Raw genomic sequence first — 22,515 nt, 5'->3', positions numbered from 1 at the left:
TAATAAAAATTTATGGTTATCGTAATATAATTTACACTTATTAATAATTATGATATTGTTTTATGAAATGTGTATAAGAAATTATAAAATGGATTAACGGTTGTTAATTTTTTTTCAGGTATTTTTGACCAATCAGTTTCGATAAGGAAGTCTTAGAACTATGGCAATTTTTTTGATTAAAAGTAAATTATGAAAATCAACGCAGTAATATTCTTAGCTATTATAATGGGGTGTAATAAAGTTGATCCCAATACGGCTATCATCCCAAAGGTTAAAACAGAACATTTAGCTGAAGATGAAAATTCGGAAGAAAAAACGATTATCAATCTTAATAATGAGATCATTGATGTTCTGAAAAATAAGGATTATACAAAACTCTCAAATTACATTCATCCGGAAAAAGGTATTCACTTTTCTATGTACAGCTTTGTGTCGGACAATGACAAAAGTTTTTCCAAAGCTGATTTCGAAAAATATGTGGATTCCGATGAGAAGTTCACCTTCGGTCACAAAGATGGTTCCGGTGCGATCTACATCGTTTCTCTAAAAGATTATTTTAAAGATTGGGTTTTCAAAAAAGACTTTAGCAAAGCAAAGATCAACTATGCTAATTTTGAAGGAAAAGGAAACAGCCTGAACAATATCAAAGAAAAATATCCCAACGCAGTAACGGTTGAAAATTACCTGGCTGGGACAGTAGAGTATTCTTATATGGATTGGAATAGTTTAATTTTCATCTTCGAAAAGATTGATGATCAATACTATTTGGTTTCGATGGCTAATAACCAATGGACGGTTTAGAGTTCCGCATCTTCCCAATTGGTAAGCTTTCCGGAGATTTTTGACAATCTTCGGTTTTCAGTTCTCAAATCTTCCATTTGGTTCAACAGTTTATGGATGATCTCAATTCCCGGAAGATTGATTTCCAGGTCATAATGCCAATTCGTAAACCTTTCCAAGTGTGGTAGTTCCTCATAAATAATATATTGGATGCTGTTTTCCGTTTCAGGATGCAACAATTCCGAAGCTATTAATTCGTTCAGAAAATGGTCATCAATTTTGTAGATCTGGATGACCTCTGTTATGGATATTCTCTCGCTCATCATTAGGAATTTTGAAGTTGTTGGAATAGTTCTTTTTGCTTGTCAGTCAGGTTTGTCGGGATTTTTACGTTGTAAGTCACATACAGATCTCCGAACTCGCCTTCTTTTTTGTAAACCGGAAAACCTTTGCCTTTTAGTCTGACTGTTGTTCCGTTTTGCGTTTCAGGTTTCACTTTCAGTTTTACAGAACCTTCCAGCGTTTCAATGTTCGCGTCGCCGCCCAAAACCGCAGTGTAAAGGTCGATATCAACAGAAGTTCTCAAATTATCGCCGTCACGTTTGAAATCTTTATCTTCAGAAATATTGAACGTAATGTAAAGGTCACCATTCGGACCACCGTTAATACCTGGATTTCCGTGGCCTTTCAGTTTGATCTGTTGTCCATCGTAAACGCCTGCTGGAATCGTAATCCTCACTTTCTTTCCATTGATGTCGAACGTCTGCTGATGCGTTTTTGCAGCTTCTCTCAGGTTGAGGTTCAGTTCCGCCGAAACATCCTGACCTTTGAATTTTCCACTTGCACTGCCGCGGGAATTTTGTCCAAAACCACCGCCAGCGCCGCCGAACATCGATTGGAAAAAGTCAGAGAAATCTTCCCCTTCACCAAAATCTGCGCCCGAAAATCCACCGCTAGGACTGCCTTGATATTGCTGTCTTTGCTGTTGTTGTGCCCGTTCGTATTCCTCGCCGTGTTTCCAGTTTTCGCCATATTTGTCGTACTTAGCGCGATTCTCCGGATTGCTCAGAACTTCATTTGCCTCATTCAGTTCCTTGAATTTCCGTTCCGCTTCCTTGTCATTCGGATTCATATCCGGATGGTATTTTCTGGCAAGTTTCCGGTAAGCTTTTTTGATGTCGTCCGCAGACGCGTTTTTGCTTACTTCCAGTGTTTTATAATAGTCTATAAATGCCATATTATCAGTGGGTTTATTTGTGATTTTTACAGTTCTAAGTTACTTATTTTATCATCAGAAAACAAATTTAAAGGTCTGACTTTTAGGAGCATCTCGTTTCAGCTTCAGTTCAGGTTTCCAACCCGCTTTCCGCTATATCTTTTTTTGCCAACGCTTTTTTCAAGCCAATGCAAAAAAAGGATGCCGCTGCAATCGGGGCTAAATTGAGGTTTTGTACATCTTTTCACTTGATTATTTTTACTTTTGCCTTGTATCTTTATTTCTGTTCCACCCAGATCAACTGCGAAGTGTCATAGCCGACCGATTTCGCTTTTTCCAAAAAACGGGTTTTGATTTGTTCAGGAATAGTTTTTTCACGAGAGAGAATCCATAAGTATTCGAGATTTTTTCCTGCAACCAAAGCATATTTGTAATTTTCATCCAAATCTATGACATTATAACCTGCCCAAAATGGTTTGAAGAAAGAAACTTTCAGTCTCGCTTCGTTCTCAGCATTCACAAATTTGGCTTCGCCCGTACTTTGTTTCCATTCTTTCTTCACATAATCATAGCCTTTGTTTTCAACCTTGATCGTGCCGTCCGAATTTTTGGAATAGGTCGCAGTCACCTGATTCATATTTTTTTCAAACTTATAATCGAATCTGGCAATCTCATACCATTTTCCAAGGTATTTTTCCGCTTCAAAATTCTGGATGGCAGTCGCTTTTTCCGGAATTCCAGCCGAGCAAGAATTGAAAATGATCAATCCTAAAATTCCCAAAGTGACAGGAACGGCTATTTTTACAAATGATTTTTTCATAGTAGAATATTTTTGATGATCATTCAATTCAAAAATAATTCCATCATAACATATCTGCAAATTATTGTAAAATCAAAATGATAAAGATTTGATTAATTAGTTAAGGAATTTAATTATTTTTACCGAAATAGAAGTTAAAAAATCAACTATCAATGAAATTAAAATTACTTTCGATATTTTCTTTGGTTCTGTTCAATCAGGCTTTTGCGCAGTCTGAAAAATTTTACGCGACAACTGATGCCAAAAATGCAGTGGAATTAAAATCAAAAATGCCGACCGAAGTTGAAATCATCAGTTCAAATGACAACGAATCTGTGGTTTATCTCTCCCCTAAAGCGGCAGAATTTCTTCATCATAATGTTATCACACACGGACCTGGATACCTTTATAAATCTTCCGAACAGGAAGCGTTATCGGCCATCAACAAATCTAAAAAATCAAATAAAGTTTTAGCTTTTACCATTGACCAGGACGCATTGGTAACTTCTGCTATCGCAAAAGTGAATGCGGATAATATCAAAGCGCACATTTCGGTAATGGAAGCTTACGGAACTAGACGTCATAACACCACTCAGGCGCAGACTTCTGTTCAGGATTTGAAGACAAAGTGGGAAGGTCTGATCGCAGCTACGGGAAGAACCGACCTTTCTGTGCGAATTGTAAACCACGTTGGAACGCCGATGCCTTCTTTGGTTTTTACAATTAATGGAAATACGACGCCGAATGAATATATCATTGTTGGCGGTCATATGGATTCTATTTCCAACACGGCTGTTGCGCCAGGCGCGGATGATGATGCTTCCGGAATTGCTACGGTAACAGAAATGATCCGTGTACTTTTGAACATCAATTACAAACCTGCCAGAACCGTTGAGTTTATGGCCTATGCTGCAGAAGAAATTGGGCTGGTTGGTTCATCAGAAATAGCTGAGGATTACGCTGCAAACGGAAGAAACGTGGTTTCTTATGTGCAGTTTGATATGACCAACTATAAAGGTTCTAATCGTGATGTTTACATTTCAACCGATGCTTATAACAGCAATGACCTTAATTTGTTTTTGATAGAATTGATGGAGCATTACAACAAAACTGGAAGTCACGCTTTCACTTATGGAAACACGATTTGTAATTACGGATGCTCTGACCATTTCAGTTGGGCGCAAAATGGTTACGATGCGGCTTTTCCATTTGAAGCTTCTTTTTCGCAATCCAATCCTTATATCCATTCAGCCAATGATACGTTGTCCAGAAGTAGTAATTCTGCAACGCACGCTGCTAAGTTTGCAAAACTCGGTTTGGAATTTATTATAGAAACGGCAAAAGGTTCTGTTTTGGCAACTTCAGAAACTTCAAATAACTCAGTCGAAATCTATGTGAAAGACAAAGCTTTGAATTATAAATTGGGAAAAGAATCGATTGAGTCGCTGGTGATTGTGGATACAAGCGGAAGACAATTGTTGGAATCGAAAAACCTTTTGTCAATTGGAAAACTGAATCTTGATAAACTGAATACTGGTTTTTATCTTGCTGTTTTCAAAACCAAATCTGGGAAAGTGGTTACTAAGAAATTTATTCTTGAGTAATTTAATTCAAACTTACATAAAAAGCGAGAACAGATTTATTTGTTCTCGCTTTATTTTTTATAGATGTAATATGGTTATAATTAAGCTTCTGGCGCAAGTTCTACGATGAGACCTTCCAATTCTTCAGTTACAGGGATCTGACAACCCAAACGGCTGTTTGGTTTCACGTTGTAAGCTTCATCCAGCATTGCTTCCTCGTCTGGCAACATTTCTGGAAGTGGTACGTTCTCGCTCAAAACATAACATTGGCAAGAAGCGCACATTGCCATTCCGCCGCAGATTCCTATGGTTCCTTCCGGAGCCAATTCGTAGGCGCGAACAATTTCCATTAGGCTCATCGCCATATCTGTTGGAGCGGGAATTGTGTGAGAAACGCCCTCTCTGTCTATGATTGTAATATTAACGTCTGACATTTTGCAAAGATAGTAAGTAGAATTTAGAAATGAGAAGTTAGAAGTTAGATTTTCATTGACAGTTTGAAAATAAGCAAAAAAAAGAGGATTTTTAAAATTCTCTTTTAATGTTATAAACATAGTTAGAAAAATCTAACCTCTAACTTCTAAAATCTAACTTCTAATCAATGGATTTTACGACCGCTTTTTCAGCTTCTTTTCTAGTTCCGTCGAAACCGTCAACGCCGCTTACAGTTGTGTATTTCAATACGAATTTTTTACCTGGATTCATTCTGTTGTAAACGCTTTGAACCATTAATGTCGCTTCATGAAAACCACAAAGGATCAGCTTCAGTTTTCCTGGATAGGTGTTGATGTCGCCGATGGCGTAGATACCTTCAATATTGGTTTGATAATCCAAAGCATTGTTCACTTTGATCGCATTTTTCTCGATTTCCAATCCCCAATCTGACAACGGACCCAACTTAGGTGTTAAACCAAAAAGTGGAATCAGATAATCGGTTTCCAAGATTGATTTCTCACCATCTTTTTCGATTTCGATAGCGGTAATTTTATCATCGCCGATCAAACCAGTCACTTCTGCTGGCGTGATAAGATTGATTCTTCCTTGATGTTTTAGTTCAGTTACTTTTTCTACTGAATCCAATGCACCACGGAATTCGTTTCTTCTGTGAATCAAAGTGACGTCAGACGCAACATCAGCTAGGAAAACCGACCAGTCTAGGGCAGAATCTCCACCGCCAGCGATCACGATTTTTTTGTCACGGAACATTTCAGGGTCTCTTACAAAATATTCAACCCCCTTTTCCTCGAATTTTCCGATGTTTTCCAACTCCGGTTTTCTTGGGTCAAAACTTCCCAGACCTCCGGCAATCGCAATGGCTTTTCCTTTGACTTGAACACCTCGGCTAGTTGTTACGATGAATTGCCCATCTTCGGTTTTTTCATAACTCAATGCTTTTTGAGCCAATGAAAATTGCGGTTCGAATTGCTTGATCTGTTCCATCAAGTTGTCAACCAAAACACCGGCATCCACACTTGGAAATCCAGGAATGTCGAAGATTGGTTTTTTAGGATATAGTTCTGTCAATTGTCCACCAGGTTGTGGCAAAGCATCAATCAAATGGCATCTCAGCTTCAACAATCCGGCTTCGAAAACGGTGAAAAGTCCAGTTGGACCAGCACCTATTATAATAATATCTGTTTCAAACATTTATATAAATTTTGGAAAGGCAAATTTAATGATTAAATCTGATTTTAGAATGGTTCTAAAGTATGATATTAATTTGCTGATTAATATTTAATTTGAAATATCTTTGCGAAAAACAATTTATGACCACAAAAATCTATTCTCGGCAAATTTTTAAATTTGCGTTATTCCTCTTTATCAGTATTTTTTCAAACGAAGGTTTTGCTCAAACAGCGCCTGATAACACAAGACTTTTTCAACTTAATACCATCAAAGGAAGTCGATTAACTTTAGTTGAGAGTAGTGATGATTTTGTTTATCACATTGGAACGATCAATAATTCTGAGGTTGGTTTCGACAATATCTCTGCGACCAATGTTGGTTTAGATGATCTTTTCGTACTAAAATCAAATAGTGCTACCGGAGCAAATAGTTGGTTCAAAACGTTCAATGCCGGCGTCAAAGGCGTTATTACACCAAGATACGTATACGTGGATTCTTCAGAAAATATATATGTCTTTGCTCAGTTCAAAGGTTCTGTTACGGTAGGAAACAAAACCTTTTCATCTGTCAATGCAACTGATACTTTTCTCATGAAAATTGATAACAACGGCAACGCGGTTTGGGCTGATTATCTCGAGAATGGATATAATTCACAGTACAAAACGAAATGTGTTACTGAAGGCGCCAATACTTATTTTGTTTATGGCGGTAATCGTTTACTAAAACTTGATACTGCTGACGGGAGTGTGATTTTTAATAATGTTTACAATAATGTCGAATTAAAAACTGTAGCCGTTAAAGATCAGGATTTGTATTTGGCTGGTGCGACCACTGCTTCAGGTGCTGTTTTAGGATCGGAGATTTTCACTGAAAGTTTTGTAGGGTTTGTGGTGAAAGGAGATAAAGATGCCAATTTCACCTCCTCTATCAGGACTGCTCAAGCTGGCTCATTTCAGGCCTTTTCCGATGTTTCTGATATTGCGGTCTCTACAGATGGGTCTTTATTGTTATCTGGATTTTACACAAGAAGTGCTATCAATCTTGAAACAGAGGTTGGAACGTTTTCTTTTACATACAATCCAAATGATAATTATAATAATGCAAATCGATTGTATAATTATGTAGCGAAAGTGGATCTTAATCTTGGTGCTGTTTCTTTTTTTAGAACATCTGGTGGCATCAATCAGGAATCAACCTATAATATTAGAACAGATGTGAATTCCTCGAAATTGATTCCGTATGGTACTTCTGGAGATTTTAAACAAATTAATTATATTTTAGACCGTTACTATACTACATTATCTTACACCAATCCCAATGGTACGCTGACTTCATTGTCTCCTGTGTCTGGTTCTCAGAATTATACATCTTTATTGTCGTATAATAATCTTGGGGGATATTCATCAGGAAATCAAATCAGTTCGTATAGTCTTAGATTAAGCGTTTCTGGAACTGGCTATACAACGACTGACAATTCTAATATACGAGTTTTTACTACATCAAAGTTCAATGCCGAAAATGGCAATCTGTCTTGGATCAAGCAGAAAGCCGGTTCCAATGGGGGAAGTCTTACTAAGCAATTTCAAAAGCACTTAAAGTCTGCAAAGTCAGACATGTTTTTTACTGCTTTGGTGGAGGGAAAAGGTCAGTTTTTTAATGCAAATTTTGACAATGGTCAAAGCGTATATTCTAGGTATATTACAAGATTGGCAGCAGATGGAACTACAAAATGGATCGCAAGATTAACGAATTCTGGTTTAGGTTCTCTGGAAAATGTTTCGCAAAATTTTGCTGCTGTAGACAAGGATGATAATTTCTACATTCTTTGTAGTAAACCTTCCCAGAATTCTACTTTCACAGATGGTTTTGGAACCGTAATTAATTTCAGTAAGAATTTTATGGACGGAAAAGTTCTAATTAAGCTCGATAAAGATGGCAAATATATATGGGGGAAGGAGATAGGAAATACAACTTACACAGGTGTGTTGGTGGATTCTCTTAACAATGTATATGTTACTGGAAGTACTGGAGATCTATATTTGGAAGGTCAAAATTACAGCAGCACACTGAATTCTCTTCATGTTTTAAAGTTTGATAGTACAGGAAACCTTTCTTATGTTAAGCTATTTCCTAGTGATGTTTCATTTTATTCGATACTGCCTGTATTGGATGCGCAAAATAATTTATATGCATTCATGGAGCCAATCAATAGATTAGGGTTAGATTTCAAATTTGGGAATGTTACAATTCCTGCAAGTGAATCTAACTTGGATCTATTAATGTTAAAATTTGATAACAATGGAAACGCTGTTTTTGGTAAAAACTTTTTTGCTAATTCCGTCGATTACAAATATGCATGGCCAAATGATGTTGTGTATGATGGGCAGGATTTTGTAATGATGGGAAGTATCTTGGGAGAAACAAATGATTCAAATTTTATAGGACTAGACTTTGTTAATATTCCCAAAATTTATCCGCAGTCATTCTACTCGCCATTTTTTGCCAAGATAAAAACGGACGGTACGGTAATCTGGCAAAAAGTTTTAGACTCTAACAACAGTAATCCTGGGAATTATACGAATTTATCATTGGATGAGAATAAAAACATCTACATGTATTACTCTGTGAAAGACAAAGTCAATTTCAATGGGACAGAATATTCTTTCAATGCAACAGAGGGAAATAAGATTTTGCTGAAACTGGATACAAATGGAAACAGAGTTTATCATAAGATTGCAGATAAAGGAATGCAAGGTTATTCTTTGGTATATGTGATAGAAAATGATAAAATTAACGTTTCGGGTTTTACAACAGAGAATAATTTTCTCAATTATAAAATCAATAATCAAAATGCAACCAATCTTTACGTTGCTACTTTCGGAACTATAGATCAAAAATATCTGACGCCGATGAGCAACTATTTAACTTTGACAAATGCCGATATTTCCAACAATCCTGGGAATGCCAATACCTTTATATTTGACTTGATCACTAATGTCAACTGGACTGCAATAAGCGACCAAAATTGGTTGAGCCTGTCCGCATCTCAAGCTAAAAATATTTACAATACGGTTTCAGGAAACGGCGATGCCAAATTGACAGTTACAGCTGATACTAATAATACAGGAAGCACAAGGTCTTCAAGCATATTGATCTCAGGGGATGGAGGCGTGGCTTCCAAAACTGTCGTGGTAACACAAACAGGGATTTTGGCAAATCAAGAAGCAAAGACATTTGTAACGGTTATCTATCCAAACCCAACCTCCGATATCCTAAACATCCAAACAGAACAAAAAATCTCAAAAATCGAGATTTTGGATACCAGCGGAAAACTTTTGAAATCGAATTCAGGAAGTGGCAAAACAATCAATGTTTCCAATCTTTCGAAGGGAATTTATCTAATCAAAATTTACGCAGATAAAAATATTATTAATTCAAAATTTATCAAAAACTAAGTACAATATTTCATTAATATGAAAAAAGCAATCTCAAATCGAGATTGCTTTTTTTTTCTATTTTTAAAACTATTTTTAGATAAATTCTTACCAAATGATAAGAAATCATTTTACGGTTTTCCGTAATATTGTCCTTTCATCATTTGTGTTTTTAATTCCTGAGCGTAATTTATTTACCTCAGGAATTTTTTTATGCATTACGTTTGATGAGTGCCATGTAGAATCCGTCGTAGCCTTCGCTTGGCATTATCTTTTGATCCTTTAGCAATGTGAAGTCAGGATTGTTTTTCAAGAAGGTTTCTACTTGCTCATTATTTTCTGAAGGCAAGATAGAACAAGTCGCGTAGATCATCTGTCCACCTTTTTTCAGGATTTTAGAATAATCTTGTAAGATCTGTTGCTGTTCTCCTTTGATCCTATCAATAAAAGCCTGGTCTATTTTCCATTTGGAATCTGGGTTTCTTTTCAAAACACCAAGCCCAGAACAAGGTGAATCAATCAATAATCTATCAGCTTTTTCGTGAAGTCTCTTGATGACCTTGTTGTCAGAGATCAGTCTGGCTTCTATGTTGTGAGCGCCTGCTCTTTTTGCGCGTCTTTTCAGTTCTGTCAATTTCCAACCGTAGATGTCAAGGGCGATGATCTGACCTTTGTTTTTCATCAAAGCGGCCAAGTGCAAAGTTTTTCCACCAGCACCGGCACATGCATCTACAACACGCATGCCTTCCTGTACATCCAGTAGTTCTCCGATTTTCTGAGAACTTGCATCCTGAACTTCAAAAAATCCATCTTTGAAAGCTGAGGTCAAAAAAACGTTTTTCTTCTCTGCTAACTGAATTGCATCTGGATAATTCTTGATTGTGAAAGCTTCTACATTTTCGTCGTTCAGATCGGCGATCAATTCTCTTGGCGTCGTTTTCAAAGTGTTGGCACGTAGCACTGTTGGTGCTTGCTCATTAAGAGCGACCATTTCTTTTTCCCAGTTTTTGCCCAATTCTTTTTCCAAAGTTTCAGCCAACCAATCTGGAATAGAGTGTTCGATAGCCTTTGTCGGAACAGTTCCTTTTTTAAGTTTTGTAAGAATATCCGCAACTTTGATCCCGTCGAATTCCTCAAATTTTTTGTAATGCGTTTTGCTCCAAAGCAAATAGGCGATGATCATTTTATAAACATTGGTCGGCTTTACACTTTCGCCCATGTAATATTCCAGACGTTTTTTCCAACGGATGATGTTGTAAAAGATCTCGGAAACTACGCGTCGGTCTTCGCTTCCCCATTTTCTGTGGGCTTTTAAGAGTCTTTCTATGACCTTGTCTGCATATTTTCTGTCTTCGAAGAAGGTTTCTTGCAGGCAATCGTGAATTCCGATCAGAAGGTTACGGTGTATAAGTTCCATTATGATGATAAAATGTTATGATTTCTATTTGAGAATGTGAGTTTTACAGAATATTTTCATTCATGATTTAAAAAGAAAAAGTGCTGTTTTTCAATCGGCAAAGTTAATGATTTTAATTTAATTTTTTTCTAACTGTTCTTGTCGTAAGAAAAGTCAAGCTTTTATAAGCAATGTTAAGTTTTTATTAAGTTTCTCAAAAATGTTTAATTATTTTGTTTAACAATTTTGTCAAAACAAATGATTGGTATAAATTTGCACAAAATTGTTTAACAAAAATGTCAAAACAAGAAAAAAAAGACCAAACACAGGAATTGATCAAAGAGACGACCAAGAATTTATTCTTCGTCAAAGGGAAGTTTGATGCCACAACGCAAGAGATCGCGGACGAAGCAGGTGTCAACAGAACGCTTATCAATTATTACTTCAGATCGAGAGATAATCTCGTGCAGATCGTATTTGATGAAGCGCATAAGGTGGAGAAGGAAAAATCTGAGATCGTAATGAGATCTGCCATTGCATTTAAAGAAAAAATAAGTCAGTTCATTGATGGTAGCTTATCGACAAGTCTCCAATATCCTTACCTGGAAACTTACATTGTTTCACAGATCAACAAGGGAAGTTGTCATAAAAGAGATGTGGAAGAAGAGGATCTTAATACATTTTTAAAGGATATCAAAAAAGAAATGGAATTGGGTAATATTGAAAAAATGGAACCCATTCAATTTATTTTCAATATGATCTCTCTATTGATTTTCCCAAGTGCGATAAGACCGTTGTTCATGGAAAATATGATGATCAATGATAAAGAATTTGACAGATTGATATCAGATCGCAAAGAGATCATTATGAGAATGCTTTTTAAGAATTAATTGGAAATAATTAATTAAATGTTAAAGTATTTATAAAATCGGATCGTCGTCAATGATTAGAGATAAGAAAGAAGAAAATAAAAAATAAAAGAATTAATTAAATTATGAATAGAAAACGTATAACTGCAACAAGGCTAAGAATCAGCATAGCTGCAGTATTTATGATTTTCGGCTCTACATCTGCTTTTGCCCAGCAGCAGGTGTCTTTGCAGGAAGCCATCAAACAGGCTTTGCAAAATAAAGCAGAAGCTAAAAAGGCCACGCTTGAAATTAAAAGAGCTGAATTGAAGATCACAGAAGCGAGAGCTGGAACACTCCCACAAATAAGTGCTACTGCAGGTGTGACCTATAATCCTATCATTCAGGAATCTTTATTAGAATTCAGTGGACAAAGGATCAGAGCACAATTGGGGCAGCCTTGGACCTCGAGCGCAGTCGTCACTTTGAACCAGGCAATTTTTGACCAAAGGGTTTTCACAGGTCTTAAAGCGGCAAAGTCTACAAGAGAATTTTATGTTCTGAACGCACAACTTTCCAATGAGCAGATCATTGAAAATGTAGCAACTGCTTATTATCAGGTTTTTGTTCAGGAAGAGAATCTTAAAACTTTGAATGTAAGTTATGCTAACACAGAAAAAGTTAGAAATGTTATCAAAAGCTTAGTAGATAATGGTTTGGCAAAAGGAATTGATCTGGATAGAACCAATGTACAATTAACTAATATCAGTGCAAGCAGACAGCAATTGGTGAATGCTGTTGAACTCTCTAAAAATTCTTTGAAATTTTATATGGGTATTCCGATTGATAAACCTATCGAGTTGGAAGAAAAATCTATCGAGCCAAGACCAGAATTGATTGCTGGTAATGTGAATTTGGATGATCGAACAGAAATTAAAGTTCTTAATAAAAACAAAGAACTTCTTCAGTATAATCTAAAAGCTACAGAAGCTTATCTCTATCCAACGGTTGGATTGACTGCAAACTATGGATGGGCAGGAATGGGTAAGAAATTTCCTTTAACAAATGGATTGAATAATGGCGTTCTTTGGAGTGACTATTCAGCGGTTGGTTTGAATATCAATATTCCGATTTTTACTGGTGGCGCTACCAAATCAAAGATTCAGCAGGCAGAAATTGATATTTTAGATCTTGAACAGGATATTCAAAGTACGCAGTTGAGCTTGAGTTTAGATTACAAAAATTCGATTGCTAATATGGAAAATTCTATTATCAATATAGAAAGTATGAAGAATAATGTGTCTTTGGCTGAAAAAGTACAAAAAGATACACAAGCTAATTATCAATATGGTTTGGCAACTTTAACAGAAGTTCTTGATTCTGAAAATGCTCTTACAGATGCCAAACAGAATTATACAACAGCATTATTAGATTACAAACAAGCTGAAATCAAGTTGATAAAAGCGAAGGGTGAACTTAATACTTTACAAAATCCATAATAAACTTAAAATGAAATCTTTTAGATTCCATTTGACCATTAAAAAAATAATTATATCAAATGAAAAAAACTTTTATATATATCATCGTAGCAGCTGTACTTGTAGGTCTGGCCGCTTGGAAAATTGCCGATAATAAAAAGAAGCAGGAAACAGAAGTAAAAGAAGTGGCAAAACAAGTTGATAAGATCAACGTGAATGTTGTAACTGCTTCCAGAGCCAATATCGATACAGATTATTCAGCTAACGGGACATTCATTCCAAAACAGGAAACCAATCAATCAGCTGATATTGCTGGCCGTGTGGTAAGCGTATTCGTAAAAGAAGGTTCTAGAGTTTCTGCCGGACAGGTTTTAGCAACTATCAAAAGAGATGCGATCGAAGTTGATGTGACTCAGGCACAAAACAATTTACAAAATGCAATTGCTGACAACCAACGTTACGAAAATGCCTTCAAATCTGGCGGCGTCACAAAACAACAACTTGATAACTCAAGATTGCAGCTCAAAAATGCACAGGCTTCACTTAGAGCTCAAGGTGTAAGAGTGAATGACACTAGCGTTCGTGCAGGTATCAGCGGAATCATCAACAAGAAAATGGTGGAGCCGGGAGCTGTTGTGGCAACAGGAACTGCATTGTTCGAAATTGTCAATATCAATTCACTTAAACTTTCTGTTTTGGTTGACGAAAGCCAGGTTGGAAGAATCCAAATTGGTCAGACTGTTAATATCAACGTGAATGTTTTACCTGACGAATCTTTCAGCGGTAGAATTACGTTCATCGCTCCAAAAAGTGATGCTTCTCTTAACTTCCCAGTAGAGATCGAAGTTCAGAATAAAGGAAACTTAAAAGCTGGTATGTACGCAACTGCTGTGTTCAAAACCAATCACGGTGCTGAGACTCAGAATATGTTGACCGTTCCTGCAGAAGCTTTCGTGAATGGTGTTAGTTCAGGTCAATTGTTTGTTGTTGATAACGGAACTGCAAAATTAATTAAAGTTACAACCGGAAAAGTTTACGGTGATAAAGTCCAGATCCTAAGCGGGCTTAACGGTGGTGAGCAAGTGATCACCAGTGGACAAATCAACCTGGATAACGGTTCAAAAATCAATATCGTAAAGTAAGAGAAGATGAAGTTAGCAGAAATATCCATTAAAAGACCATCGCTCGTTATCGTATTATTTACGATTCTGACATTGGGTGGTTTGTTGAGTTACTCTATGATGGGGTACGAATTGATTCCGAAGTTTGAAACCAATATGGTAACGATTTCTACGGTTTATCCAGGAGCTTCGCCAAGTGAGGTGGAAACGTCGGTAACCAGAAAAATTGAAGATGCCGTTGGTTCTTTGGAAAACGTGAAGAAAGTAGAATCATCTTCCTACGAGAGTTTATCGGTTATTATGGTTCAGCTGAATACTGGTGCCGATGTAAACTATGCTTTGAATGATGCACAAAGAAAAGTGAATGCCATCTTGGCAGACCTTCCAGAAGATGCAGATCCGCCTTCTTTACAGAAATTCTCATTGGATGATTTACCAATTATGACCTTGAGTATCACTAGTGATAAACTGAATAATAAAGAACTCTATGACCTTCTTGACAAGAAAATCGAGCCTATTTTTTCCCGTGTAAACGGTGTGGCTCAGGTTGACCTTGTTGGTGGACAGGAAAGAGAAATCCAAGTGAGTTTGGATGAAAAGAAAATGCAGGGTTATGGTCTTGCGATTGCAGATGTGCAGCAAGCGATTCTTTCTTCGAATCTAGATTTCCCGACGGGAGCTTTGAAAACGAGAACTTCGCGTTCTACCATCAGACTTTCTGGGAAATATAGAGATGTGGCAGAAATGAACAATTTGGTGGTTTCCAACAAAAATGGAGCACAGGTTCGTCTGTCGGATATTGCAACGGTTTTAGATACTCAGAAAGATGTCGAGAAAATAGCACGATACAACCAGAATTCTACCATTTTGATGCAGATCAAAAAACAGTCAGATGCTAATGCAGTATCCGTTTCAGAATTGGTTCAGAAGACGATTGCTCAGGTTCAGGACAATTATAAAACTCAAGGTGTTAAAGTCAATATCGTAGATGATACAACAAACTTTACCCTTGAAGCAGCAGATCACGTAATTTTCGATTTATTCTTAGCGATTATTCTAGTGGCTGTGGTAATGTTATTGTTCCTTCATAACATCAGAAATGCATTCATCGTAATGGTTTCAATACCTGTTTCGTTGATTGCAACAGTGATTGGAATGTACCTGATGGGATATACCTTAAACCTGATGAGTTTATTAGGACTTTCGCTCGTTGTAGGTATCTTGGTGGATGATGCGATTGTGGTTTTGGAAAACGTTTACCGTCATATGGAGATGGGGAAAAGCAGAATCCGCGCAGCATATGACGGAGCTTCAGAAATTGGATTTACCGTAACTGCAATTACTTTGGTAATCGTGGTGGTATTCTTACCGATTGCGATGAGTTCAGGATTAGTGTCTGATATCTTGGCGCAGTTCTGTGTGACCGTGGTTATTGCGACGATGTTATCATTGTTGGCTTCCTTTACGATTATTCCTTGGTTATCATCAAGATTCGGTAAGTTGGTACATTTGACCGGGAAAAATCCATTTGAGAAATTTATCCTTTGGTTCGAAAAACAATTGGAGAAATTTACACACTGGATTAGTGGAATCTTAGAATGGTGTTTGAAATCGACATTAAGAAGAATAATGACTGTTATTGTAACATTTATTATTTTGATTTCTTCCTTTATGTTGGTAGCATTTGGATTCATTGGAGGAGAATTCTTCCCGAAAATTGATAGAGGACAGTTCCTTGTTCAGATGGAGTTATCAAAAGATGCTTCTGTAGAAAAAACCAATCAAGTAACTCTCGCGGTTGAAAAATATCTTAGAGATGACAAAGATGTAGTGGATATGATTACAACAGTTGGTCAGCAATCATCTGGTTTTGGTGGAGCTCAGGCAACTTTGTATCAATCAGAGATTCAAGTAATTTTAGTGGATAAATCTGAACGTAATGAAAGTACAGATATCAAATCTGCTAAAATCAAAAGAGCTTTAGAAGAGAAATTCACCGGAGTTGAGTTTAAAACAGCACCAATCGGATTAATGGGAGCAGATAATGCACCAATCGAAATGGTTGTAACAGCTCAAGATAACGAAACTGCAAACAAAGAAGCGAATAGAATCCTAGAATTACTTAAAAAAGTGCCTGGTTCTGTAGATGCAGAATTGTCAACTGACTCAGGAAGTCCGGAAGTTCAGGTGAATATCGACAGAGATAAAATGGCTTCTTTAGGCTTAAATCTTTCTAGTGTAGGACAAACGATGCAAACTGCTTTCTCAGGAAATACAGACGGAAAATTCAGAGCGGGAGAGTATGAATATGACATCAATATCCGTTTTGGAGATGCTAACAGACAGTCAATTGATGACGTAAGAAATCTGATGTTCACTAATCCACAAGGTCAACAAGTAAGATTAAGCCAGTTTGCAGATGTCAAAATGGGTTCTGGACCAAGTTTGCTAGAACGTAGAGATAAAGCGCCTTCTGTGAAGGTGAAATCTAAAGTGGTCGGTCGTCCTGTGGGTGATGTTGCCAATGAATGGGCAGACCAGTTTATGAATAATGAAAAGACTAAACCTGCAGGTGTAACTTACATCTGGAGTGGAGATATGGAAAACCAGACGGAAGGTTTCGGTACTTTAGGAATCGCATTATTGGCGGCTATTGTATTGGTTTATTTGGTAATGGTTTCCTTGTATGACTCGTTTGTTTATCCATTCGTGGTATTGTTCTCGATTCCGTTGGCATTGATTGGAGTAATGGTAATTCTGGCAATCACAGGAAACTCATTGAATATATTTACAATGCTCGGTATGATTATGTTGATTGGTTTGGTTGCGAAGAACGCGATTATGATTGTCGACTTTGCGAATATGAGAAAGGCAGCCGGAGCTAATACGCACGACGCTTTGATTCAGGCCAACCACGCCCGTCTTCGTCCGATTTTGATGACAACCATTGCGATGATTTTCGGTATGATTCCAATTGCGATTGCAAAAGGAGCAGGAGCGGAGATGAACAACGGATTGGCTTGGGTAATCATCGGTGGATTGACATCATCATTATTCCTGACTTTGATTATCGTACCGGTGGTGTATTCATTATTCGATTCATTATTAAGAAAAATGGGTAAACACGAAACAGTAGATTATGACGCTGAAATGAAAGCAGATTATGAACACAGAGAACTAAGTGAAGACGGATACACTCCGAAACACGTAGATTAATCATAAATCAATTATTTAATCCTTGAAACCGTATCAATTTTTATTGATGCGGTTTTTTATTTAATACTTACTTATAGTATTAAAACAAAAAAAAGACTCCCAGATCAATCTGAAAGTCTTCAATATATTTTTAAAGCTAGAAATTAATCTGCCATTACTTCACCGGATTTTCTGTAGATGAAATTTCCGTAGATGTGTCTTCTTGCAAAACGACTTGGCGAATCAGAATTCACCATTTTGATATAGATATTTCTTGGAACACCAATGTATTCGAACATTTTTCCATTCAAATGCTGAACTTTCAAAATGGATTTTTCAAGATAGAAATCGGTGATGATGGATGTGGTGATTGTATCTGTGTACTCGTCTTTATATTTTTCCTGTGTTTCCTCGTGGATGCTTACTAGAAAGTGATAAGCTTCGATCACAGATTTACTTTTTGCTTCTGCGTCCAGTTTTCCGGCTTCATCATTTACAAATTTATCAGGATGTGTGTCCTTCATCGTGTTTCTGTAAATTGTTTTAAGATCCTTTAGGGTTGCCGTTTTGTCAACGCCAAGAAGCTTTCTGTGTTCGCCTATTCTTTTCATAAGTAGATTTTAATAATTGTCAAGACTGTATTCAAGGTCTATTTTCGGGGTGCAAAATTAAGCTTTTAAATTTAAAAAATCATAACTTATTCATTATTAATTTATTTGTGCTTGTTTGGGTTGGAATATTCTTTTCCATATTAAGTTTTATCATTATAACATTATCTTTGAAAATATATTTCTATAAGCCATGAAAACTAAAAATCTACTATTTGTATTTGCCATCACTTCAGTCACCATACAAGCCAAAAATGATAACAATCTCGCACAACATCTCCTTCATGATGGAATTGATTTCCCACTTACAGTCGGTGAAATATCTTCTAAGAAGTCAGATTCAATCAATTTATTAAGTGAGCCAATTGTATCTACACTTATTGATGAAACTTTCAATAATTATACAGATAATGGCTGGACCATTTACAACGTTGCTGGTAATCAGCAATGGTCAATCATAATGCCTTTTGGAAATCCTGCGCCCGCAGCCATGATGAATGGTTTTGGTGGTGTGAATGAGGATTGGCTTATTTCAAAAAGCATTGATTTGAGAAGCGGTTATGATGCGGCTTCATTTTCTTTCCAGACAGATGCGAGTTTCCCAGGACTTCCTATGGAGGTTTACATTACGACGGATGATTACACAAACGGAGCTTCGCCAAGTAGTGTAACATGGACAAGATTGAATGCCGTGTTAGATTCAGATCTGACAGGTTATCATGGTTTTGTACCTTCCGGAAATGTCGATTTGACAACTTATCTCGGTGAGACTATCAGAATTGCTTTCAAGTACACAAATCTTTCAGCTACGGCGGCAACTTCTTGGGAAATCGATAACTTCAAAGTCGTTGCAACCGAAAATTTGTCTGTTGAAAATTTGTCTTCTTCAAAAATGCAGTTCTATCCAAATCCCGTAAAAGAGACTCTTAATTTCTCTGAAGAAATCTCTCGTGTGAAAATTAATGATATCTCTGGAAAGTTGGTATCAGAAATGGCGATGAAAGGAAGGTCCATTAACCTTTCCAAATTAGCAAAAGGCAATTATACCGTTGTTGTAACTTTAAGGTCTGGTGAAACAATTAGCCGTAAAATTATTAAGGACTAAGAATTCCTCGAAAGATAGAAAGACAAGGTTGAGAAACAAAACGCTTCAAAACTTCAAAAAGAAAATCCTATCTTTGAATCATAATTTATATCTAATGAAAAATATTTTTTATACCACAATACTACTTCTAGCAATGGCTTCTTGTACCAGCAGAGTAGGGAATGCTTCCAAAGTTGGAAAATCGCAAGCGGCGGTCACAGGCACGCAATGGGTTTTGGCAGATAATATCACAAACAAGCCAACGCTTATTATAGAACAAAACAGGATCTCCGGAAATGCAGGTTGTAACAACTATTTTTCCGATGCGGTGATCGATACTTCTGCAGGTAATTTTTCTGCTAAGAACATTGGTTCCACTAGAAAAATGTGTAACAATATGACGGCTGAGACCAGCTACATCAGTGTATTGCAGGAAGTGAACAAATATGTGGTGACAGAAAACACTTTGGAACTTTACAAAGACAATCTGTTGTTGCTGAAGTTCAACAAACAGTAGTAATTGTAAAATTAACAGCATAAAAAAAGGAACTCAAAACTGAGTTCCTTTTTTTTTATTATTCTTCGTCTTCCTCGTCGTCGTATTTTGCAAGCTCTTCATCACACCATTTGAAGGCTTCTTCCACAACTTTCGTAGCCTCGTTTGCTACAGTTTCCTCGTCGTCTCCTTCCAAGTCATCCAACCATTCTACATCCTCTTCTTCTACGTTAAGGATAAAACGTGGATATTCTGTGTGAACTACAAAAAGATCTTCTGGAAATTCAGAATTGTCGGCTAATAAAAACTTAGGTAATTTCATAATATAAAATTTTAAAATAGATCAGAGCATTCGTGACTGTCACTCTATGGTTCAAAGATAGAAAAATTCCCGAAATTAATTATTGATAATTATTTTTTTTGATCTTCATTTTGCTTTCCACTCTGTGCCTTGTCAGAACGCTCTTCTGCAGCGTATCTTTTGGCTGGAACGTAACATAGATCTTAGGATTCACAGTGCTGATGAGTTCTGCTGTTTGGATCTCCTCGCTCGCATCATCTTTGATATAGAATTTCAATGTTTTCTCTTTCATATTTTCTTTTTCCAGAAAATGGCTGATCTCTTTTCTGTTTTCGAGATACGAACCCTTTGACAACCAAGTGAAAGCAAATCCTGTCATCAAACTCAAAAAAGCGATGGAATAAGTCAAACTATCAAATATTTGAAATAATTTCCTGAAAAATACCAACCAAATTCCGATGGAAAAAGGCGCTAACAATCTGTAATCAATTGGATTCACCGAATAAACATATTGAACAAAATAGGAACAGATGATACTGATGAGGGAAACAATTAAGATGAATCTTTCGGTCTCAGAAAGTTTTGTTTTAATGAAAATAATTACCATTCCAATGATTGTCACAACGCCAATGCCATAAATCCCATAATTGATGATCCCGCCGTTCGGGTCGGCAATGTGAACAAACGGGTCGAAGGTTGTCGCCAAACCTTGAAACAATTCCAAAAGTAGAGTTGACGTGGGTTTCAAACCGATTTCAAGGAAATTATTAACGTAATTTTCATTAAAATAATCGATGAACAAAAGCTTGTACAAACCATAAAATACAATGCCGATAATTCCAGAAATGACAAAACTTTTCCAGTAGGATTTTTTATAATTAAGCAATCCAAAAAACAAAGTTCCAAAACACAGGAACAATGCGCTGTAACGGATGTTGATCAATAAAATTAAAATCAAACTCAAATAAAAGATTCCACTTTTGGTCGAGATTTTATTGTTTAAAATTTGATTGGCAACATAAAAAAGAAGAATCACAAAAGGAAGCGTCAAAGCCTCACTCATTGTGAAAGAAAAGATACTCACGAAACTGAATAATGCCGATGCGATCAACAGTTCTTTGAAGAAAAATCGTTTTTTGTAAGCGAAAAATAAAAGGAATGTGTACGCCAAGATCCCAATCAATTTGCTGCTCCAAAATTCATCGATCCCAAAATAGGTGAAAAATTTGATGAACAACGGATAACCGAGTGGCGCAGTCGTATTATCAATGATTGGAAAGATTTCCGATTGCCTCATATATCTTATGGAATCGGGATTTGTACGTCCTTTTTCGTTCAGTAGGAATCTCAGGACAATCATGACGTAAGTTGTGATGATCAAAAGAAACTGAAGCGTTTTCTCGTACTTCTCGTTTAATTTTATGGAAATCATAGTTTTATTAATAAAAAATGTCAGAACCAAATCTGATTCTGACAAAGTTATCAATCGTAATTTATAATTACTAATTTGTATTTCAATAAGTTATTTTAAAAACATTTTCGAAACTTTTTCCGCTTTTTTACTTTCGGAATAATCATAGAAGCCTTCACCGGATTTCACACCTTTTTTGCCGGCCATTACCATATTGACCAAAAGCGGATTAGGCGCATATTTCGGATTTTTGAAACCGTCGTACATTACGTTTAGGATGGCCAAACAAACATCAAGCCCGATGAAATCTGCCAATTGCAAAGGTCCCATTGGATGCGCCATTCCGAGCTTCATCACGGTGTCGATTTCTTCCACGCCTGCAACGCCGTTGTAAAGCGTTTCGATGGATTCGTTGATCATTGGCATCAAGATCCTGTTCGCTACAAATCCTGGATAATCATTCACTTCTACAGGAACTTTATCCAATTTTTTACTCAATTCATAGATTACATCAAAAGTCTCTTTCGAAGTCGAATAACCTTTGATAATCTCGACCAATTTCATAATAGGAACCGGATTCATAAAGTGCATTCCGATGACTTTTTCCGGACGTTTGGTTACTGACGCAATTTTAGTAATTGAAATAGAAGAGGTGTTGGTCGCAAGGATACAATTTTCAGGAGAAAGTTCGTCCATCTGAGCAAATATCTTGAGTTTCAGCTCCAGGTTTTCTGTTGCGGCTTCTACGATGAGGTTAGCATTGGGAACAGCATCTTTTAGATCTGTAAACGTTTTGATGTTACCAAGTGTTTGGTTTTTTTGTTCTTCGGTCAGGTTTCCTTTGGAGATGATCCTATCCAGATTTGTGGTGATCGTTTTAAGTGCTCTGTCCAGATTTTCCGGTTTCACATCTACCAGATTCACAGCAAAACCACTTTGGGCAAAAGTATGGGCAATTCCGTTTCCCATAGTTCCAGCTCCGATAACAACGATGTTTTTCATATTTAAATTTTTATAAAAGAATCAGTTTTATTTGATTCAAGTTGATTCTAAAGGTTCTTGAAAACCTATTTGATGTTAAAGTTTACTTTTTGTAAATATATCATATTTTCCGAATCTGGAAAGTGATCTTATTCATA

At 36.6% G+C, this 22,515-nt stretch carries 19 protein-coding genes; 9 read left to right on the top strand and 10 right to left on the bottom strand.

Annotated elements, in window-relative coordinates:
- Window positions 1–189 precede the first annotated feature (189 nt).
- Window positions 190–801 carry a hypothetical protein gene (locus tag AXA65_RS13455; protein ID WP_063970612.1) on the top strand — a complete coding sequence of 204 codons (612 nt, stop codon included), beginning with the start codon at window positions 190–192 and terminating at the stop codon, window positions 799–801.
- Here the strand turns inward: AXA65_RS13455 and AXA65_RS13450 are convergent.
- The 3 genes from AXA65_RS13450 to AXA65_RS13440 all read right to left on the bottom strand — a co-directional run bounded on the left by AXA65_RS13450 (window position 798) and on the right by AXA65_RS13440 (window position 2,816).
- Window positions 798–1,103 carry a chaperone modulator CbpM gene (locus AXA65_RS13450; protein WP_063970611.1) on the bottom strand — a complete coding sequence of 102 codons (306 nt, stop codon included), beginning with the start codon at window positions 1,101–1,103 and terminating at the stop codon, window positions 798–800. The genes AXA65_RS13455 and AXA65_RS13450 overlap by 4 nt on opposite strands.
- A 2-nt stretch (window positions 1,104–1,105) precedes the next feature.
- The gene (locus AXA65_RS13445; RefSeq protein WP_063970610.1) at window positions 1,106–2,017 is read right to left on the bottom strand and encodes a DnaJ C-terminal domain-containing protein; all 912 of its coding nucleotides are present in this window, start codon (window positions 2,015–2,017) and stop codon (window positions 1,106–1,108) included.
- Window positions 2,018–2,273: 256 nt separating this feature from the next.
- On the bottom strand, window positions 2,274–2,816 hold the full coding sequence (locus tag AXA65_RS13440) for a lipocalin family protein (RefSeq protein ID WP_063970609.1): 543 nt from the start codon (window positions 2,814–2,816) through the stop codon (window positions 2,274–2,276).
- A 152-nt stretch (window positions 2,817–2,968) separates the two neighbouring features.
- On the opposite strand from AXA65_RS13440, the gene AXA65_RS13435 reads away from it, so the two are divergent.
- Complete coding sequence (locus AXA65_RS13435) at window positions 2,969–4,399, top strand: M20/M25/M40 family metallo-hydrolase (protein WP_063970608.1); 1,431 nt, start codon at window positions 2,969–2,971, stop codon at window positions 4,397–4,399.
- Between the two features lie 80 nt (window positions 4,400–4,479).
- On the opposite strand, the gene AXA65_RS13430 is transcribed toward AXA65_RS13435, so the two are convergent.
- Window positions 4,480–4,812 (bottom strand): 2Fe-2S iron-sulfur cluster-binding protein, encoded by a 333-nt coding sequence (locus AXA65_RS13430; protein ID WP_063970607.1) that lies wholly within the window; start codon window positions 4,810–4,812, stop codon window positions 4,480–4,482.
- A gap of 160 nt (window positions 4,813–4,972) precedes the next feature.
- Complete coding sequence (locus AXA65_RS13425; RefSeq protein ID WP_063970606.1) at window positions 4,973–6,025, bottom strand: NAD(P)/FAD-dependent oxidoreductase; 1,053 nt, start codon at window positions 6,023–6,025, stop codon at window positions 4,973–4,975.
- 119 nt (window positions 6,026–6,144) lie between these two features.
- On the opposite strand from AXA65_RS13425, the gene AXA65_RS13420 reads away from it, so the two are divergent.
- Complete coding sequence (locus tag AXA65_RS13420; protein ID WP_063970605.1) at window positions 6,145–9,459, top strand: T9SS type A sorting domain-containing protein; 3,315 nt, start codon at window positions 6,145–6,147, stop codon at window positions 9,457–9,459.
- Between the two features lie 190 nt (window positions 9,460–9,649).
- On the opposite strand, the gene AXA65_RS13415 is transcribed toward AXA65_RS13420, so the two are convergent.
- On the bottom strand, window positions 9,650–10,855 hold the full coding sequence (locus tag AXA65_RS13415; protein WP_063970604.1) for an RsmB/NOP family class I SAM-dependent RNA methyltransferase: 1,206 nt from the start codon (window positions 10,853–10,855) through the stop codon (window positions 9,650–9,652).
- Between the two features lie 275 nt (window positions 10,856–11,130).
- On the opposite strand from AXA65_RS13415, the gene AXA65_RS13410 reads away from it, so the two are divergent.
- The 4 genes from AXA65_RS13410 (at window position 11,131) to AXA65_RS13395 (ending at window position 17,497) form a co-directional block, all read left to right on the top strand.
- The gene (locus tag AXA65_RS13410) at window positions 11,131–11,724 is read left to right on the top strand and encodes a TetR/AcrR family transcriptional regulator (protein WP_063970603.1); all 594 of its coding nucleotides are present in this window, start codon (window positions 11,131–11,133) and stop codon (window positions 11,722–11,724) included.
- Between the two features lie 104 nt (window positions 11,725–11,828).
- A complete protein-coding gene (locus AXA65_RS13405) occupies window positions 11,829–13,181 on the top strand; it encodes a TolC family protein (protein WP_063970602.1) in 1,353 nt (450 codons plus the stop codon).
- A gap of 59 nt (window positions 13,182–13,240) precedes the next feature.
- The gene (locus tag AXA65_RS13400; protein ID WP_063970601.1) at window positions 13,241–14,302 is read left to right on the top strand and encodes an efflux RND transporter periplasmic adaptor subunit; all 1,062 of its coding nucleotides are present in this window, start codon (window positions 13,241–13,243) and stop codon (window positions 14,300–14,302) included.
- A gap of 6 nt (window positions 14,303–14,308) precedes the next feature.
- Window positions 14,309–17,497, top strand: a complete 3,189-nt coding sequence (locus AXA65_RS13395; protein ID WP_063970600.1) for an efflux RND transporter permease subunit — start codon at window positions 14,309–14,311, stop codon at window positions 17,495–17,497.
- A 143-nt stretch (window positions 17,498–17,640) separates the two neighbouring features.
- On the opposite strand, the gene AXA65_RS13390 is transcribed toward AXA65_RS13395, so the two are convergent.
- A complete protein-coding gene (locus AXA65_RS13390; RefSeq protein ID WP_063970599.1) occupies window positions 17,641–18,087 on the bottom strand; it encodes a KTSC domain-containing protein in 447 nt (148 codons plus the stop codon).
- A 190-nt stretch (window positions 18,088–18,277) separates the two neighbouring features.
- On the opposite strand from AXA65_RS13390, the gene AXA65_RS13385 reads away from it, so the two are divergent.
- Both AXA65_RS13385 and AXA65_RS13380 read left to right on the top strand, forming a co-directional pair.
- The gene (locus AXA65_RS13385) at window positions 18,278–19,189 is read left to right on the top strand and encodes a T9SS-dependent choice-of-anchor J family protein (RefSeq protein ID WP_063970598.1); all 912 of its coding nucleotides are present in this window, start codon (window positions 18,278–18,280) and stop codon (window positions 19,187–19,189) included.
- Between the two features lie 94 nt (window positions 19,190–19,283).
- Window positions 19,284–19,685 carry an META domain-containing protein gene (locus tag AXA65_RS13380; protein ID WP_063970597.1) on the top strand — a complete coding sequence of 134 codons (402 nt, stop codon included), beginning with the start codon at window positions 19,284–19,286 and terminating at the stop codon, window positions 19,683–19,685.
- 58 nt (window positions 19,686–19,743) lie between these two features.
- Here the strand turns inward: AXA65_RS13380 and AXA65_RS13375 are convergent, their stop codons facing one another.
- From AXA65_RS13375 to AXA65_RS13365, 3 genes are all read right to left on the bottom strand, one after another.
- Window positions 19,744–19,986: a hypothetical protein gene (locus AXA65_RS13375; RefSeq protein WP_063970596.1), complete on the bottom strand. Its 243-nt coding sequence runs from the start codon at window positions 19,984–19,986 to the stop codon at window positions 19,744–19,746.
- A 79-nt stretch (window positions 19,987–20,065) separates the two neighbouring features.
- Window positions 20,066–21,397, bottom strand: coding sequence for a hypothetical protein (locus AXA65_RS13370; protein WP_063970595.1), 1,332 nt, complete (start codon window positions 21,395–21,397; stop codon window positions 20,066–20,068).
- Window positions 21,398–21,487: 90 nt separating this feature from the next.
- A complete protein-coding gene (locus AXA65_RS13365) occupies window positions 21,488–22,378 on the bottom strand; it encodes a 3-hydroxyacyl-CoA dehydrogenase family protein (RefSeq protein ID WP_063970594.1) in 891 nt (296 codons plus the stop codon).
- Window positions 22,379–22,515: the final 137 nt, after the last annotated feature.

This window comes from Chryseobacterium sp. FP211-J200, from assembly GCF_001643375.1.
In the GTDB taxonomy this organism is placed as follows: Bacteria; Bacteroidota; Bacteroidia; order Flavobacteriales; family Weeksellaceae; genus Epilithonimonas; species Epilithonimonas ginsengisoli.
This window is presented reverse-complemented; position numbering and strand designations above follow the sequence as displayed.